Source organism: Acidovorax sp. Root219 (genome assembly GCF_001428665.1).
Taxonomy (GTDB): domain Bacteria; phylum Pseudomonadota; class Gammaproteobacteria; order Burkholderiales; family Burkholderiaceae_C; genus Acidovorax.
Genome location: NZ_LMIJ01000016.1, coordinates 152,216 through 167,795, shown reverse-complemented (window position 1 = coordinate 167,795; position 15,580 = coordinate 152,216). Strand labels below are relative to the sequence as shown.

At 66.2% G+C, this 15,580-nt stretch carries 18 protein-coding genes; 12 read left to right on the top strand and 6 right to left on the bottom strand.

What is annotated here, in order from left to right; genetic code table 11:
* Positions 1 to 208: 208 nt before the first annotated feature.
* Positions 209 to 1,156 (bottom strand): LysR family transcriptional regulator, encoded by a 948-nt coding sequence (locus ASE28_RS18975; RefSeq protein ID WP_057268014.1) that lies wholly within the window; start codon positions 1,154 to 1,156, stop codon positions 209 to 211.
* Between the two features lie 119 nt (positions 1,157 to 1,275).
* On the opposite strand from ASE28_RS18975, the gene lysA reads away from it, so the two are divergent.
* Positions 1,276 to 2,520 carry a diaminopimelate decarboxylase gene (lysA, locus tag ASE28_RS18970; RefSeq protein WP_057201872.1) on the top strand — a complete coding sequence of 415 codons (1,245 nt, stop codon included), beginning with the start codon at positions 1,276 to 1,278 and terminating at the stop codon, positions 2,518 to 2,520.
* Between the two features lie 461 nt (positions 2,521 to 2,981).
* Complete coding sequence (locus tag ASE28_RS18965) at positions 2,982 to 3,671, top strand: hypothetical protein (protein WP_057268013.1); 690 nt, start codon at positions 2,982 to 2,984, stop codon at positions 3,669 to 3,671.
* On the opposite strand, the gene ASE28_RS18960 is transcribed toward ASE28_RS18965, so the two are convergent.
* The 4 genes from ASE28_RS18960 to ASE28_RS18945 all read right to left on the bottom strand — a co-directional run bounded on the left by ASE28_RS18960 (position 3,672) and on the right by ASE28_RS18945 (position 6,063).
* Positions 3,672 to 4,682: an NAD(P)H-dependent glycerol-3-phosphate dehydrogenase gene (locus tag ASE28_RS18960; protein WP_057268012.1), complete on the bottom strand. Its 1,011-nt coding sequence runs from the start codon at positions 4,680 to 4,682 to the stop codon at positions 3,672 to 3,674.
* Positions 4,683 to 4,737: 55 nt separating this feature from the next.
* Complete coding sequence (gene secB, locus ASE28_RS18955; protein ID WP_057201869.1) at positions 4,738 to 5,196, bottom strand: protein-export chaperone SecB; 459 nt, start codon at positions 5,194 to 5,196, stop codon at positions 4,738 to 4,740.
* Positions 5,197 to 5,318: 122 nt separating this feature from the next.
* Positions 5,319 to 5,579 (bottom strand): glutaredoxin 3, encoded by a 261-nt coding sequence (gene grxC, locus ASE28_RS18950; protein ID WP_057202502.1) that lies wholly within the window; start codon positions 5,577 to 5,579, stop codon positions 5,319 to 5,321.
* Positions 5,580 to 5,655: 76 nt separating this feature from the next.
* Positions 5,656 to 6,063, bottom strand: a complete 408-nt coding sequence (locus ASE28_RS18945; protein WP_057268011.1) for a rhodanese-like domain-containing protein — start codon at positions 6,061 to 6,063, stop codon at positions 5,656 to 5,658.
* Between the two features lie 72 nt (positions 6,064 to 6,135).
* Between ASE28_RS18945 and gpmA the strand changes: the two genes are divergently transcribed.
* From gpmA to ASE28_RS18925, 4 genes are all read left to right on the top strand, one after another.
* Positions 6,136 to 6,879 (top strand): 2,3-diphosphoglycerate-dependent phosphoglycerate mutase, encoded by a 744-nt coding sequence (gene gpmA, locus ASE28_RS18940; RefSeq protein WP_057268010.1) that lies wholly within the window; start codon positions 6,136 to 6,138, stop codon positions 6,877 to 6,879.
* 128 nt (positions 6,880 to 7,007) lie between these two features.
* Positions 7,008 to 8,444 (top strand): S41 family peptidase, encoded by a 1,437-nt coding sequence (locus ASE28_RS18935; RefSeq protein ID WP_057201866.1) that lies wholly within the window; start codon positions 7,008 to 7,010, stop codon positions 8,442 to 8,444.
* Positions 8,445 to 8,579: 135 nt separating this feature from the next.
* Positions 8,580 to 9,329: a molybdopterin-synthase adenylyltransferase MoeB gene (locus tag ASE28_RS18930; RefSeq protein WP_057268009.1), complete on the top strand. Its 750-nt coding sequence runs from the start codon at positions 8,580 to 8,582 to the stop codon at positions 9,327 to 9,329.
* A 111-nt stretch (positions 9,330 to 9,440) separates the two neighbouring features.
* Positions 9,441 to 9,857 carry a response regulator gene (locus tag ASE28_RS18925; protein WP_057201864.1) on the top strand — a complete coding sequence of 139 codons (417 nt, stop codon included), beginning with the start codon at positions 9,441 to 9,443 and terminating at the stop codon, positions 9,855 to 9,857.
* A 115-nt stretch (positions 9,858 to 9,972) separates the two neighbouring features.
* On the opposite strand, the gene ASE28_RS18920 is transcribed toward ASE28_RS18925, so the two are convergent.
* A complete protein-coding gene (locus ASE28_RS18920) occupies positions 9,973 to 10,605 on the bottom strand; it encodes a response regulator transcription factor (RefSeq protein ID WP_057201863.1) in 633 nt (210 codons plus the stop codon).
* A gap of 123 nt (positions 10,606 to 10,728) precedes the next feature.
* Here ASE28_RS18920 and ASE28_RS18915 point away from each other — a divergent pair, with 123 nt between their 5' ends.
* From ASE28_RS18915 to ASE28_RS18895, 6 genes are all read left to right on the top strand, one after another.
* Positions 10,729 to 12,102, top strand: a complete 1,374-nt coding sequence (locus ASE28_RS18915) for a CHASE3 domain-containing protein (protein WP_057201862.1) — start codon at positions 10,729 to 10,731, stop codon at positions 12,100 to 12,102.
* 279 nt (positions 12,103 to 12,381) lie between these two features.
* Complete coding sequence (locus ASE28_RS31545; protein WP_082604153.1) at positions 12,382 to 12,546, top strand: DUF1328 domain-containing protein; 165 nt, start codon at positions 12,382 to 12,384, stop codon at positions 12,544 to 12,546.
* Between the two features lie 54 nt (positions 12,547 to 12,600).
* On the top strand, positions 12,601 to 12,990 hold the full coding sequence (locus ASE28_RS18910) for a DUF883 family protein (protein WP_057201861.1): 390 nt from the start codon (positions 12,601 to 12,603) through the stop codon (positions 12,988 to 12,990).
* A 170-nt stretch (positions 12,991 to 13,160) separates the two neighbouring features.
* Positions 13,161 to 13,478 (top strand): BON domain-containing protein, encoded by a 318-nt coding sequence (locus ASE28_RS18905; RefSeq protein WP_057201860.1) that lies wholly within the window; start codon positions 13,161 to 13,163, stop codon positions 13,476 to 13,478.
* Between the two features lie 166 nt (positions 13,479 to 13,644).
* Complete coding sequence (locus tag ASE28_RS18900) at positions 13,645 to 14,772, top strand: putative zinc-binding metallopeptidase (RefSeq protein WP_057201859.1); 1,128 nt, start codon at positions 13,645 to 13,647, stop codon at positions 14,770 to 14,772.
* A 64-nt stretch (positions 14,773 to 14,836) separates the two neighbouring features.
* Positions 14,837 to 15,580, top strand: coding sequence for an alpha/beta fold hydrolase (locus ASE28_RS18895; protein ID WP_057268025.1), 744 nt, complete (start codon positions 14,837 to 14,839; stop codon positions 15,578 to 15,580).

Here is a 15,580-nt window from a genome sequence, read left to right as displayed (position 1 = left end):
TTGCGCAGGCTCGGATGTTGTTGGGGCGGTTGAAATAGATTTCTTCTACACCCTCTTTGGCGACGCAAAGAAAGGTACCTCGGCCGCCGGGCCGAGACCCGGCTCCCGCCCGCTGCCAAAGCATGCCATCAAAATAGCCATGCTGCCGGGCGCACATCTCGGCTCCCGCCCTCAACCGAGGCATGCAGCTGGCAACGGTAACAAGCAATCAAATCAATCGCCGCAGCTTCAATTCCAGATCACCAGCCTCCACCTCCAAAGCCTCCACCATCCACCCCACCTCCTCCAACGCCGCCCGGTACAACGGCAACACCAGGCTCACACTGAACGGCACCGAAAACCCCACCCTGCGCACCACCACCCCCTGCCCCGCCACGGCCAGCGCCGTGAGCGGATTAACGATGGCCACCCCCAGCCCCCGCTGCACCATCGCGCACACCGCCACCGCGCTGTGCGTTTCCATGCGCATCTGCCGCTGCACGCCGGCCTCGGCAAACAGGGCGTCGATCTGGCGGCGGTACGGGTCGTCGGCCGAGAGGCTCACGAACGGCTGATCGGCAAAGTCGGCCAGCTGCAGCACGGGCCTTGCAGCGAGCGCATGGCCTGCAGGCAGCACGGCCACCTCGTCCAAGGTCAGCAGCCGCTGCGAGCGCGTACCGGGCGGGGTGGAGACCTGCTCGCTCAGTGCCATGTCGAAGCGCTGCGCCGTCATCCACTCTTCCAGCAAAGGCGGTTCCTGGGGCGTGACGGAGACCCGGGCGCCAGGGTGCTCCACCAGCATGCGCGCGGCGGCGCCGGGCAGCAACGCATGGGACAGCGCGGGCAGGCACAACACGGACAGGGACTGTGCAGCACCGGCAGAGCGCCCCAGCGCCACGGCCCGGTCCACCACGCGGTCCAGGCCCTGCCAGGAGCGCTGCACCTCCTCCCACAGCGCCAGAGCCCGCGCATGGGGGCGCAGGCGGCCCTGCACGCGGTCGAACAGGCTGTAGCCCAGCAGCGACTCCAGGCGCGCCAGCTCACGGCTCACCGTCGGCTGCGAGGTGTGCAACAACTCGGCGGCACCTGTGGCGCTGCCGGCCAGCATGACGGCGCGGAACACTTCGACATGGCGGTGGCCGATCCGCGGGGCGCTGTTGTCAGGGGGGTGGGGCATGCGCCAAGCATATCCAAATTGAATAGCATCCACAAAACAAGCATTGGACTGGATGACTGGAGGGCGGCATGATCCGGCCCATCGCACCCCTTGCCTCGCCCTTTCCTGGAGCCGTTTCCATGTCCAACCCCTTCCCCCCCGCCCAGCTGCAGTCCCTGGCCGAGCAGTTCGGCACCCCGCTGTGGATCTACGACGCCGCCACCATCCGCCAGCGCATCGCCCAGGTGTCCAACTTCGACACCGTGCGCTTCGCGCAGAAGGCCTGCTCCAACATCCACATCCTCAAGCTCATGCGCGAGCAGGGCGTGAAGGTGGATGCTGTCTCGCGCGGCGAGATCTTGCGCGCGCTGGCGGCCGGCTACCAAGCCGGTGGTGAGCCCTCGGAGATCGTGTTCACGGCCGACCTGTTCGATGCCGACACCCTGGCCTGCGTGGTCGAGCATGGCGTGCCGGTCAACGCCGGCTCCATCGACATGCTGCACCAGCTGGGCCAGGCCTCGCCGGGCCACGCGGTGTGGCTGCGCATCAACCCCGGCTTCGGCCACGGCCACAGCAACAAGACCAACACCGGCGGCGAGCACAGCAAGCACGGTATCTGGCACACCGACCTGCCCGCGGCGCTGGCCGCCATAAGGCAGCACGGCCTGGCGCTCACGGGCCTGCACATGCACATCGGCTCGGGCGTGGACTACGTCCACCTGGCTGAAGTCTGCGGCGCCATGGTGGAGCTGGTGCGCACGGCGCATGCGGCCGGACACGACCTGCACGCCATCTCGGCGGGCGGCGGCCTGTCCATCCCGTACCGCAGCGGCGACCCGGTGATCGACACGCAGCACTACCACGGCCTGTGGGACACGGCGCGCCAGCAGGCCGAGGCCATCGTCGGCCACAAGCTCGGGCTGGAGATCGAGCCCGGGCGCTTCCTGGTGGCCGAGTCGGGGGTTCTGCTGGGCGAGGTGCGCGCCACCAAGAACGCGGGCAACAACCACTTCGTTCTGGTGGACACGGGCTTCAACGAGCTGATGCGCCCCTCCATGTACGGCAGCTACCACGCCATGCAGGTACTGCGCCGCGATGGCGGCACGGCAGCCGCGCGCCCCACGGTAGTGGCTGGCCCGCTGTGCGAGTCGGGCGACGTGTTCACCCAGGGCGATGGCGGCGTGGTGCTGCCGCGCGACCTGCCGGCGGCCCAGGTGGGCGACCTGCTGGTGATCCATGACACGGGCGCCTACGGCGCCTCCATGTCCTCCAACTACAACACGCGCCCGCTGATCGCCGAAGTGCTGGTAGACGGGGGCCAGGCCAGGCTGATCCGCCGGCGCCAGACCGTGCAGGAGCTGCTGGCACTGGAAGAAGGTCTGTAAACACGGCGCGCAGGCATGGCGCCGGCCCCTGCAAGGCCGGTAGGCTCGGACCTACGCCCGGGCGCCGCGTTGGCGGACAGGCGGCGCCAGGGGGCGGGAATACAGTGGAGTCACTTATCCACTTCCACCCGTTTCCAAGGAGATCACCATGCCCATCATTCTCTGGCTGCTCGGCGTCCCACTGTCCCTCGTCCTGTTGTTGATGCTGTTCGGGGTGCTTTGATCCCGTGCCCCACGGGGCACCGTGCCCACCGCACAAAGCCGTATCCGCCTCCCAAGGGCGGATGCGGCTTTTTTGCTGTGCAGCACCGTTTGCGCAGGCCACTTCACCATTGATCGCCACCTGCGTTTTAATGTTTGCCGATGGCCCCCGTCGCCGCTACGCTGGTTGCTTCCATGCCCTGGTCCACTCCTTTCGGCGCGTCAGACAAGGTACATGGAGACACCGCAAGGAGCATGCCATGCAAGTGGACGAACGGACCATCTTCGAACTGGAATACCCGGGCGAGTACCTGAGCCGCCTGGGCACAACCGAGACCAAGACCTGCAAGATCCGCCTGTCGCGCAAGGGCCAGGGCCTTTTGGCGCGCATGTACGCCAGCAGGGGCTACAAAATGCAGGCCACACTGACGCACGACTTCGACCTGAGCAGCCTGGTGGTGCAGATCGACGGGCAGCCCGCAGGCACCATCTCCGTGCGGCTCGATGACGGAAACCTGGCTGCGGCGGAGCAGTTTCCCGAATTCATCGGCGAGTTGCGCGCGCGCGGCGCCCGCATCTGCGAGATCGGCAAGCTCGCCATGGACCCGGGCGTGCGCTCCAAGCAGGTGCTGGGCGCCATCTTCCACATCGCCTTCATCGTGGCCTTCCGCGCACGCCGGGCGACCGATATCGTGATCGAGGTGAACCCGCGCCATGCACCGTTCTACATGCGCATGCTGCGCTTCGACCCGGTGGGATCGGCGCGCCTGTGCCAGCGCGTGGGCGCCCCGGCCGTGCTGCTGCACATGGATGGCAACAAGGGGCGCCGCCTGATCGACCAGTTCGGCGGCCGGCCCGGCCTGTCGGCGCAGGAGCGCAGTTTCTATCCCTATTTCTTCCACCCCGATGACGAGGAGGGGCTGCTGCGCCGCCTCTCGGCGGGCAATTGATCAAATTTCTTCGCGCGGGCCGCGGCCCATGAGCTGCGCGACCGCCTCTGCAGGCTGCAGCCGGCCATCGAGCAGGGCCACCACGGCATCGGTGATGGGCATGTCCACCCCCAGCAACCGGGCGCGCTGCGCCACCGTACGTGCGCTGTAGACGCCTTCGGCCACATGGCCGAGCGATTCCACGGCCTGCGCAAGCGTCTGTCCCTGCGCCAGCAGCAGGCCCACGCGGCGATTGCGCGAAAGATCGCCTGTGGCGGTCAGCACGAGGTCACCCAGGCCCGACAGGCCCATGAAGGTATCGGCCCGCGCGCCCAGCGCCAGGCCCAGCCGCGTCATCTCGGCCAGGCCGCGCGTGATGAGCGCAGCGCGGGCATTCAGGCCCAGTTCCAGCCCATCGCACAGGCCGGTGGCGATGGACAGCACGTTCTTCACTGCCCCGCCCACTTCCACGCCCACGATGTCCTCGTTGGCATAGACGCGCACGCTGGGGCTGTGGAATGCATCCACCAGGGCATCGCGCACGCTGGCGTGCTCGCTGGCCGCCACCAGGGCCGTGGGCTGGCCTCGGGCGACTTCCTGGGCGAAGCTGGGGCCACTCAGGGCCCCGGCCTTGAGCTGGGGTGCGACCTCGGCCCGCACCTCGTGGGCCAGCAGGCCGAAACGGCCAGGCGCGTCGCCAGCCACCGATTCAAAGCCCTTGCACAGCCAGGCCACGGGTGCCGCGCAGTCGCGCAGCGCCTGCAGCATGCCACGCAGGGCCGACATGGGCGTGGCCACAATGACCAGATCGGCCGCGCCTGCGGGCGCGGCAAAGTCCCCGCCGGCCAGCGCCAGCGTGGGGGGAAAGGCCATACCGGGAAGGTAGCGCGCATTCTCGCGGCCCGCCTGCATGCCGGCCAGTTGCGCGGCGTCGCGCGCCCACAACGTGACGGCATGGCCGGCAGGGTGCTGCGCGGCGCTCATGGCCACGGCAGAGCCCCAGGCGCCAGCGCCCAGAACAAGGATTTTCATCGCGATAGGGAGATCAAGCGGCGGGGACGGCATGCTGCGTCCCCGCGAACCACGCTTACTGCGTGATGATGGGCGACGGATTGCCCGCAGCCGCAGCCTGTTGCTGTTCGAACATGGCCTGGAAGTTGATTTCGGCCAGGTGCACAGGCGGGAAGCCGGCGCGGTTGATCAGATCGGCCACGTTGCCGCGCAGGTAGGGGTACACGATCTGCGGGCAGGCGATGCCCATGATGGCGCCCATCTGGTCTTCAGGAATGTTGCGGATCTCGAAGATGCCGGCCTGCTTGGCTTCGACCAGGAACACGGTCTTGTCTTTGACCTTGGTCTGCACCGTGGCGGTCACGGCCACTTCGAAGATGCCTTCGGCCACGGGAGTGGCTTCCACGCCCAGCTGGATGTCCACGCTGGGTTGTTCCTGCTCCAGCAGGATGCCGGGCGAGTTCGGTTGTTCCAGCGACATGTCCTTGAGGTAGACGCGCTGGATCTGGAAAACGGGGTTCTCTTGGTCGGCCATGGTTGACAAGTCTCTTGTGCTCAGAACGAGCGTGTGTGGCAAAACAAAACCCGCCGGGGAAGAGCTCCCGCAGCGGGCACATGGGGCTGCATTATGCAGCGCCCGGGAACGGGCCTAAGCGATCACTGCGCACCCAGCAATGGCATCAGGCCACCGCGCCCATCCAGCGCCACCAGGTCATCGTGGCCGCCGACATGGGTGTCGCCAATGAAAATCTGGGGCACGGTACGGCGCCCGGTGATCTCCATCATGGTGTTGCGGGCCGCTGGGTCGGTGTCGATGCGGATCTCCTCGATCTGCTCCACGCCCTTGGACTTGAGGATCTGCTTGGCACGGATGCAGTAGGGGCAGACGGCGGTGGTGTACATCTTCACGGGTTGCATGGCGGGCATCTTTCGTAGAGGGGCTGCGGCGGCGGAGGGGGGCGCCAGGCGCCCATGCCTTTTATCTAGGGGCTTCTCAGGCCTTTTCAACCGGCATGCTGGCTTCGCGCCAGGCATTGAGGCCACCGGCCAGGGCCTGGACGTTCTCGTAGCCGAGCTTCTTGGCGATGCCCACGGCGCGGTTGGCGCGCGCGCCCGTGGCGCATACCAGCACCAGCGGCAGGGCCTTGTTCTTCACCGTGGTCGGCAGGCGCTCTTCGAGCTGGTTCAGGGGGACGTTCTTGGCACCACCTACGTGGCCGGCCGCGAATTCCTCGGTCTCGCAGACGTCGATGACGACGGCTTTTTCGCGGTTGATGAGCTGCACGGCACCAGCGGGCGAAAGCGTGCCACCACTGGCGTTCTTGAGCAAAGGCCACATCAGCATGCCGCCCGAAGCCAGTGCAACGAAGAACAGATACCAGTTGTCGATAATGAATTTCACGGGGATTCCTTGGGTTGGCGAACAGCGCAATTTTAGAATGTATGGTTTTGACCCGCTTCTCCAAGGGAAACCATGCACAAACTCGTACTGATCCGCCACGGCGAATCCACCTGGAACCTGGAAAACCGCTTTACCGGCTGGACCGACGTGGACCTCACCCCCACCGGCGTGGACCAGGCCAAGAACGCTGGCCGCCTGCTCAAGGCCGAGGGGTACGAGTTCGACGTGGCCTACACCAGCGTGCTCAAGCGCGCCACGCGCACGCTGTGGCACACCCTGGACGAGATGGACCGCACCTGGCTGCCCGTGGTGCACAGCTGGCGCCTGAACGAGCGCCACTACGGCGCGCTGCAGGGCCTGAACAAGGCCGACATGGCCAAGCAGTACGGCGATGCCCAGGTGCTGGTCTGGCGCCGCAGCTATGACACGCCGCCACCGGCGCTGGAAGCCACGGACCCGCGCAGCGAGCGCAGCGACGTGCGCTACGCCCGCCTGGATGCCGGCCAGGTGCCGCTGACCGAATGCCTCAAGGACACCGTGGCGCGCGTGCTGCCCTTCTGGAGCGAATCCATCGCTCCGGCCATCCAGGGCGGCAAGCGCGTGGTGGTGGCGGCGCACGGCAACTCGATCCGCGCCCTGGTCAAGTACCTGGACAACATCTCGGACGATGCGATCGTGGGCCTGAACATTCCCAACGGGATTCCACTGGTATACGAGCTCGATGCCGACCTCAAGCCCATACGCCACTACTATCTGGGTGACGCTGAAGCGGCGGCCAAGGCCGCTGCGGCAGTCGCTTCGCAAGGCAAGGCGTAAGAAAGGGCGTGAAGCGGGTGTAAAGCCCGCTGATAAAACCCTTAAAACGCCTGAAAGCGAGTCCCGGCGCGGAACTGCGGCGGGTTTGGCCCTTCCAAGGTGTATATTGACGCGGCAAAAGGTGTTCTATGGGCCAAAAACTCAAAATTGCAGGATGGGTATCGGTAGGCGTGGTGGCCGGAGCGCTCACCACGGTGTCATTGCAGACCGTCGCGCGCGGCGCCATGACCCCACTGCCTCTGGAAGAAATCCAGCAACTCTCGGCCGTGTTCGGCCTGGTCAAGACCGACTATGTCGAGCCGGTGGACGACAAGAAGCTCATCACCGATGCCATCTCCGGCATGGTGGCCAGCCTGGACCCGCACTCGCAGTATTTCGACAAGAAGTCCTTCAAGGAATTCCGCGAAGGTACGTCGGGCCGCTTCGTCGGCGTGGGCATCGAGATCACGCAGGAGGATGGGCTCATCAAGGTGGTCTCCCCCATCGAAGGCTCGCCCGCGTTCCGCGCTGGCCTCAAGCCCAACGACCTGATCACCCAGATCGATGAAACGGCCGTGAAGGGCCTGGCGCTCAACGACGCCGTCAAGCGCATGCGCGGCGAGCCCAACACCAAGGTCACGCTCACCATCTTCCGCAAGGACGAGAGCCGCACCTTCCCGGTGACCATCACGCGCGAAGAGATCAAGACCCAGTCCGTCAAGGGCAAGGTGATCGAACCCGGCTACGCGTGGATCCGCCTGTCGCAGTTCCAGGAACGCACGGTCGACGACTTCGTGCGCAAGATGGAAGAGATGTACAAGCAGGACCCCAACATCAAGGGCCTGGTGCTCGACCTGCGCAACGACCCGGGTGGCCTGCTCGACGCGGCCGTGGCCATCTCCGCCGCCTTCCTGCCCGACAACGTCACGGTGGTCACCACCAACGGCCAGTTGGCCGAAAGCAAGTCCACCTACAAGGCAGCGCCCGAGTACTACCAGCGCCGCAGCGGCGGCGACCCTCTGCGCCGCCTGCCCGCCTCCATCAAGTCGGTGCCCATGGTGGTGCTGGTGAATGAAGGCTCGGCCTCGGCCAGCGAAATCGTGGCCGGCGCGCTGCAGGACCACAAGCGTGCCACCATCATGGGCAGCCAGACCTTCGGCAAGGGCTCGGTGCAGACCGTGCGCCCCCTGGGCCCGGACACGGGCATCAAGCTGACCACGGCGCGCTACTACACGCCGAGCGGCAAGTCGATCCAGGCCAAGGGCATCGTGCCCGACGTGATGATCGACGAGTCCGAGGAAGGCAACGTGTTCGCCGCCCTGCGCATGCGCGAAGCCGACCTGGACAAGCACCTGGGCAGCGGCCAGGGCGAAGAAAAGAAGGACGCCGCCCGTGAAAAGGCCCGCGAAGAAGCCCGCAAACGCCTGGAAGAAGAGGCCAAGAAGCCTGCCGCCGACCGCAAGGCGCCCGAGTTCGGCACCGACAAGGACTTCCAGCTCGTGCAGGCCCTGAACCAGCTCAAGGGCCGCCCCGTGCTGGTCAGCAAGACGCTGACCGAGCGCAAGGAAGACAAGAAGGAAAACTGAGCTCTTCGCTGAGCGCAGCCCAAACCCGCACAAGGCCGGCCTCCCCAGGGAGTCTGGCCTTTTTCACGCCTGCCATCGCGCGCAGGCAATCTCCCGCACAATCGCAGCCCGACCTGCAGCACCCAACCTCGCCCCATGACCGACGACCAACTCCTGCGCTATTCGCGCCACATCCTGCTCGACGAGATCGGCATCGAGGGGCAGGAGCGCGTGCTGGCCGCCCATGCCGTCATCATCGGCGCCGGGGGCCTGGGCTCGCCTGCGGCGCTGTACCTGGGCTCCGCCGGCGTGGGCCGCATCACGCTGGTGGACGATGACACGGTGGACCTGACCAACCTGCAGCGCCAGATCGCGCACACCACGGCGCGCGTGGGCACGCCCAAGGTGCAGTCGGCCGCGCAGGCGGTGGCGGCCATCAACCCCGAAGTCCAGGTCCGGGCCATCAAGGCCCGCGCCGATGCGGCCCTGCTCAACGAACTGCTGCCCGGCGCCAGCGTGGTGCTGGACTGCAGCGACAACTACGCCACCCGCCATGCGGTCAACGCAGCCTGCGTGCGCCACGGCGTGCCGCTGGTGGCGGGGGCGGCGATCCGCTTCGATGGCCAGATCACGGTGATCGACCCGCGCAACGGCAAGGCACCCTGCTACGCCTGCATCTTCCCGCCGGACGCGCAGTTCGAGGAGGTCAGCTGCGCGCTCATGGGGGTGTTCGCGCCCCTGGTCGGCATCATCGGGACCATGCAGGCGGCTGAGGCGCTGAAGCTGATCACCGGGGTGGGCACCACGCTGGCCGGGCGGCTGATGATGCTGGATGGCCGCTCGATGGAATGGAGCACCATGCACGTGGAGCGAGCACCCGGATGTGTTGTGTGTGCGTCACCGTAGGAGCACTCCTACACAGCCTGCGTGCAGCCGCTGTCAGAATGTAAGAGGCACTTCGGTTAAATTCAGAACCGGGCCAACGCTTGGCTGCACCGACCGTCACCTGGATCCGTAGTGAAACTCCGCACGTACATCGTTGAAGACAATGCCACCATCCGCGAGAACCTCATCGGTACTCTGGAAGAACTGGCATCCGTCGAGGCGGTGGGGGTGGCGGAAACCGAAGACGAAGGCAAGGGCTGGCTCACCGGCCACCAGGAACAGTGGGACTTGGCCATCGTGGACCTGTTCCTGCGCCAAGGCAGTGGCCTGGGCGTGCTGGCCGCCTGCCGCGACCGCAGGCCCCACCAGAAGATGGTGGTGCTGAGCAACTATGCCACCCCCGACATCCGCATGCGCTGCGCCCAACTGGGCGTGGATGCGGTGTTCGACAAATCCAACGAAATCGATGCCCTGGTGGACTACTGCATAGAGCATGGCAGCGTACACCCCTCCCCCGACGCCCGCACGCCCGTGCGCGGCACGCCTTGAGCGCGCTGGCGCACCGCCAGCACGCACTCTAGCCTTGATGAAGAAGCGCGCCTGCCTGGGCAGGGCAAGGGCGGCGCGGAAGCTGCGGCCCCCTTGCAGCCAGGTGGCCTTGCGCTCAATCGATCAGGCGGTTCTTGAGCGCGTAGTAGGTCAGGTCGCTGTTGGACGACAGGCTCATCTTTTCCATCAGGCGCGTGCGGTAGGTGCTTACCGTCTTCACGCTCAGCGACAGCGACTTGGCGATGTCACCGGCCGTCTCGCCCTTGGCCAGCTTGAGGAACACCTGGAACTCGCGCTCCGACAACTGCTCGTGCGGCGGGGCGTCGTCCTTGCGGTTGAGCTGCTGGGCCAGCAGGTCCGCCACGGCGGGCGTGAGGTAGCGTTTGCCCAGGGCGATGATGCGGATGGCTTCCACGATCTCGGAGGGGTCGCATTCCTTGTTCAGGTAGCCGCTGGCCCCCTGGCGGATGAGATTGATGGCGTAATGCTCCTCCGGGTAGCCGCTGAGGATCAAAATACCCATGTCGGGCGCCTTGGCGCGCAGCATGGCCAGCGCATCCAGGCCGCTCTGGCCGGGCATGGACAGATCCATCAGCAGCACGTCGATTTCGTGGGTGCGCACCAGGTCGATGGCTTCGCGGCCGTTGGAGGCCTCGCCTTCCACGCGCAGGTCCACATGCTCGGACAGGAACTGGCGAAGTCCGGAGCGAACAATTGCATGGTCATCCACAATGCCGATCTTGATCATTGAGCGTTCTTTCGGGGAGAAGGCTTGCCCCTCCCAATTTTTGTTGAATGCACCTGCGTTCAGATCACCCGCCATTTGGCAGCGCCGTCAGCTGGTCTGTGGACATTATCCAGAATAACGCATATGAATTTGCATGAGATCTCCAAGGACTTGCTTCCCAAAGTCCGCAAAATGGCCCTGAGCCTGCCGATGGCACTGCTCGCGGCCATGGTGCTGGTGGGGATCAACGAGGTCGGCCACATGCGATCGCAGGGCGCCGTCACGCAGATGGCCCATGGCCAGGTGACGCACGGGGCCTTGAACCGGCTGCTGCAGAGCATGCTCGATGCCGAGACCGGGCAGCGTGGCTACCTGCTCACCGGCAACGACCGCTACCTCGAACCCTACGACAAGGCGCTGGCCAGCGTGCAGCAGGACCTCGACAACCTGCGCAACCAGTTCCTCGACTCGCCCGACGACATGCAGGAGCTGTCGCTGCTGTCGCGCCAGATCTCGCGCAAGCTCGCCGAGATGGAGCTCAGCCTCAAACTGCGCCGCCAGGGCAACGAAGATGCCTGGAAGTTCATCCTGCACACCGACGTGGGCATGGAGAACATGGAGGCCATCCGCAAGCATGCACAGGCCCTCATCGACCGCAGCGCGGTCGTTGTCAAGCAGGGGCAGGCGCAGGTGCTGCGCTCGCTGATGCTCTCGCGCATCGGCATCGCCACCGTCACCGCCATCGGGCTGCTGGCGTTCTTCATGTACCTGCGCCAGGCCACCGCGCTGCAGCAGTTCAGCCTGCGCGAGCAACTGCTGCTGGAGCGCGAGCGCGACCGGCTCGAAGGCCTGGTGCGCGAGCGCACGGCCACGCTGTCCGAGCTGGCCAGCCACCTGCAGCAGGTGCGCGAAGACGAACGGGGGCACCTGGCGCGCGAACTGCACGACGAACTGGGCGCCCTGCTCACGGCGGCCAAGCTCGACGTGGCGCGCCTCAAATCCAAGATCGACATCCAGGTGCCCGAGATCGCCGAGCGCCTGCGCCACCTGACCGAGACACTCAACAGCGGCATTGCGCTCAAGCGCCGCATCATCGAAGACCTGCGCCCCTCGTCGCTGTCCAACCTGGGGCTGACGGCCGCCATCGAGATCCTTGCGCGCGAGTACGGCGAACGCGCCGGCATCGAGGTGGAAACCAGCCTGGAGCCCGTGCAGCTGCCAGACACCACACAACTGACCGTCTACCGGCTGGTGCAGGAATCGCTCACCAACATCGGCAAATACGCCAAGGCGCAGAAGGTGCTGGTCTCTGTGCACAGCCACCCCAAGCACGTGGCCGTGCAGGTGCGCGACGATGGCCAGGGGTTCGACCCGGCCAGCGTGAGCCCGTCCTCCCATGGCCTGGCCGGCATGCGCCACCGCGTGGAGGCGGCCGGCGGGCGCCTGACCATCACCTCGCGGCCTGGCAATGGCGCGCTGGTCTCGGCCATTCTGCCGCTGCAGCACAGCCCCGCCTGACCGGCGCGCAGCAGGCGCACCTGCCCCGTCCTGAAAGCCTTTTCCCCTGCCGCAACAGCAGGACTGGGGAAAGGGCAATCCCCCGGTTCGCCAGCCCACGACCCGCCCGGCTCCATCCAGCAAGCCGCTGTCCTACAAGGCGGGCGTCCAGCCACCGACAAAACGGCGCGCCGGCCACCGGCATCCTGCCCGACACCGGCCACCTACATTGGAGTCAGGCGCCAACGAAAGGCGCTGACTGAACCTCTCGCCGGATGTCCGGCCCCAATGGAGAAGCACATGCTGCACTACGCCGTCGTTTTTCTGGTCATCGCACTGATCGCAGCCCTCTTCGGCTTCGGCGGCATTGCCGCAGGTGCCGTGGGTATCGCCAAGATCCTGTTCTTCGTGTTCGTGATCATGGCCGTTGTCACCTTCGTCGTGGGCCTGCTGCGAAGGGGCTGAAAGCCCCCTCCCAGCTTGCCGACCATCCCATCGTCTACACCAAGGAGTGAACCAATGACCATCCAATCCGCCACCAACAAGGTTGCCGAAAGCGCCCGCACCCTGACCGACGACGTGCTGCAAAGCGCCCAGGATGCAGTGCAAAGCACGCGCAACCTCGCCAATGGATCACTGGACAAGGCAGAAAGCAAGGTCCGTGCGCTGCGCCGGGAAGCCGACCCTGCCATCGACGATCTGGCCGCACGCGCCCAGGAACTGGCCAGCCGCAGCATCGACTACGCGGCCGAAGCCAGCGCCCGCGCCCGCCGCCAGGTGCAGGACGTGGCCGATGCGACCAGCAAGTACGTGGCCGAGCAGCCCGGCAAGTCGATCGTCATCGCTGCCGGCGTGGGGGCCCTGACCGCCAGCCTGATCCTGTGGGCATCGCGCCGCCGCAGCTATTGAATCCAGCCGGCGGGCAAGCAACCGCCGACGAACCCGAAATTTACTGGGACAGGGGCCACAGGCCAGTGTTCCAGAACCTACAGTCAGCCGGTCATGGAGGGTGCAAAAGACCGGTTGATTGAAATTGCCAAAGCACCCGCGTTCCCAATACCACTGAAGAAGGAAAAACCATGAAATACGCACGTGCCCTCGCCTTTGCCGCAGTTGCCGGCCTCACCATCGTCACCGCCACGGGCTGCTCGGTGGCACGCGACCAGCAAACTGTGGGCTCCTACGTCGATGACGCAGGCATCACCACCGCCGTGAAGGCCAAGATGGCTGAAGACAAGTCCGTTTCCGCCACCTCGATCAGCGTGGAAACGCTCAACGGCACGGTACAGCTGTCGGGCTTCGCCAAGTCCGCCTCCGAGAAGAACCAGGCTGAAAACATTGCCCGCAACACCAAGCATGTGCGCGAAGTGCGCAACAGCATCGTCGTTCGTCCCTGAACGACGCCCGCCATCGGCCGGTGAAAACCGCTGATGGCCCAAAAGCAGGCTCCGGCTTCACCGCCGGGCCTGCTTTTGCCATTGCGGCATGGCTTGGAGCCCCATTTGCATGGAAGACCCTCCATTGAGTCCACTGTCGCACGGCGTCTGGGTTTAAGCTCAGCCCATGCGGGTATTCAATTGCGACCACTGCGGTCATCTGGTGTTTTTCGATAGCGTGCAATGCCTGCACTGTGGCAGCGCGCTGGCCTTTCTGCCCGACCAGCAGACGATGGCGGCGCTGACGCCGGCCCCCCAGGATGGCCCGGACCTGTGGCGGCGCCTGGGTGAGCGGGGTACAGCGCAGTACAGCGGCCGGCTGTACCGCATGTGCCACAACCACACCACCTACGACGCATGCAACTTCGCCGTGCCGTCCAACGACTATGCCCAGCTGTGCGTGTCGTGCCGGCAGACGCGCCTGCTGCCTGATCTGTCGGACATGGCCAACCTGCGCCGCTGGAAACAGATCGAGGGCGCCAAGCGCCAGCTGTTCTACACCCTCGCCCGCCTGGGGTTGGAGCCGGCCCCAGGCCGCTACGGGCCGGTGTTCGAGTTCCTGGCCGATATGCTGGGGGGGCCCGCCATCCTCACCGGCCACCAGGGCGGCACCATCACCCTCAACGTGGCCGAAGCCGATGACGACGAGCGTGCACGCCGGCGCATCGCGCTGGGCGAACCTTACCGCACCCTGATCGGCCACCTGCGCCATGAGTCCGGCCATTTCTACTGGGACCAGCTGGTGCGCGATGGCCACCGGCTGGACGCGTTCCGCGCAGTGTTCGGTGACGAGCGGCAGGACTACGCCGCCGCGCTCGATGCGCACTATGCCAAGGGCAGCAATGGCAACGACTGGTTCCTGAACCATGTCAGCGCCTATGCCGCCGCCCACCCATGGGAAGACTGGGCCGAAACCTGGGCCCACTACCTGCACATGGTGGACCTGCTGGAAACCGCTGCCAGCTACCAGACCGCAGTGACCGTGCCCGACCCGCACATGGCCATGCGCCACCATGTGACCGACCCGTTCGTGGCCAACCACCCGGACTTTCACGACATGGTGCGCCAATGGGTGCCGCTGACCTTGCTGCTCAACAGCCTCAACCGCAGCCTCGGGCAGGACGATGCCTACCCGTTTGCCCTGTCTTCCGGGGCCATGGTCAAGCTGCGCTTCGTGCACGACATCGTGCAGGGAGCACAGTCCAGCGGCAGCAGCAACGCGCCAGCCCACCCGGCCACCAGCGCAGTGGGGTGAGCGGCAGGAAGGCCCCGCCCCTGCGCTGTCCCTGATGATGACGACTCCGACGACGATGACTGCCATGACGACCAATCCGCCTCCCAGCCCTGCTCCGCAACTGCTGCTGATTCCAGGCTTGGCGGGCGACGCGACCATGTGGCGCTTTCAGCGCGCGGTACTGCCAGCGGCCTTGCGCCCGGAGATCACCGAAGTGCACACCCGGCCCGAAGCCACGACCGTGCAGGCCATGGCGGCCCTGTTGCTCGCGCAATACCCCGGCCCCCTGCTGCTGTGCGGCGCCTCGATGGGCGGCATGATCGCCATGGAAGCAGCCCGGCAGGCACCGGGCCGAGTGGTCGGGCTGGCCCTGCTGGGCACCACCGCCCGACCGGAGACCCCCGAGATGCAGGCGCTGCGCGAAGCGGCCATCGCGCTGTTCGAGCAGGGGCGCGTGCGCGAGGTGATCGAGCCCAACGTGGCCTTCGCCTTTCACCCCGGCGGCGCGGCGCGGGCCGACCTGGTGCAGGACTACCTAGATTTCGTGCTGCGCGCAGGCGCCGAGCAACTGGTGCGCCAGAACCGCGCCGTCATCGTGCGCCCGGACGCCCGCCTGCACCTTCCCCAGGTGAAATGCCCCGTGCTGGTGGTCTGCGGCGAAGCGGACCAGCTCACGCCGCTGGTCTGCTCCGAGGAGATCGCGGGCCTGGTCCCTGGCGCCGAATTCGAGGTGGTGGCCGACTGCGGCCACATGCTGACCATGGAGCGGCCCGAGGTGGTCAACACGCTGCTCACCCAGTGGCTGCAGCGCGGCGGCTGGACGGGCTGA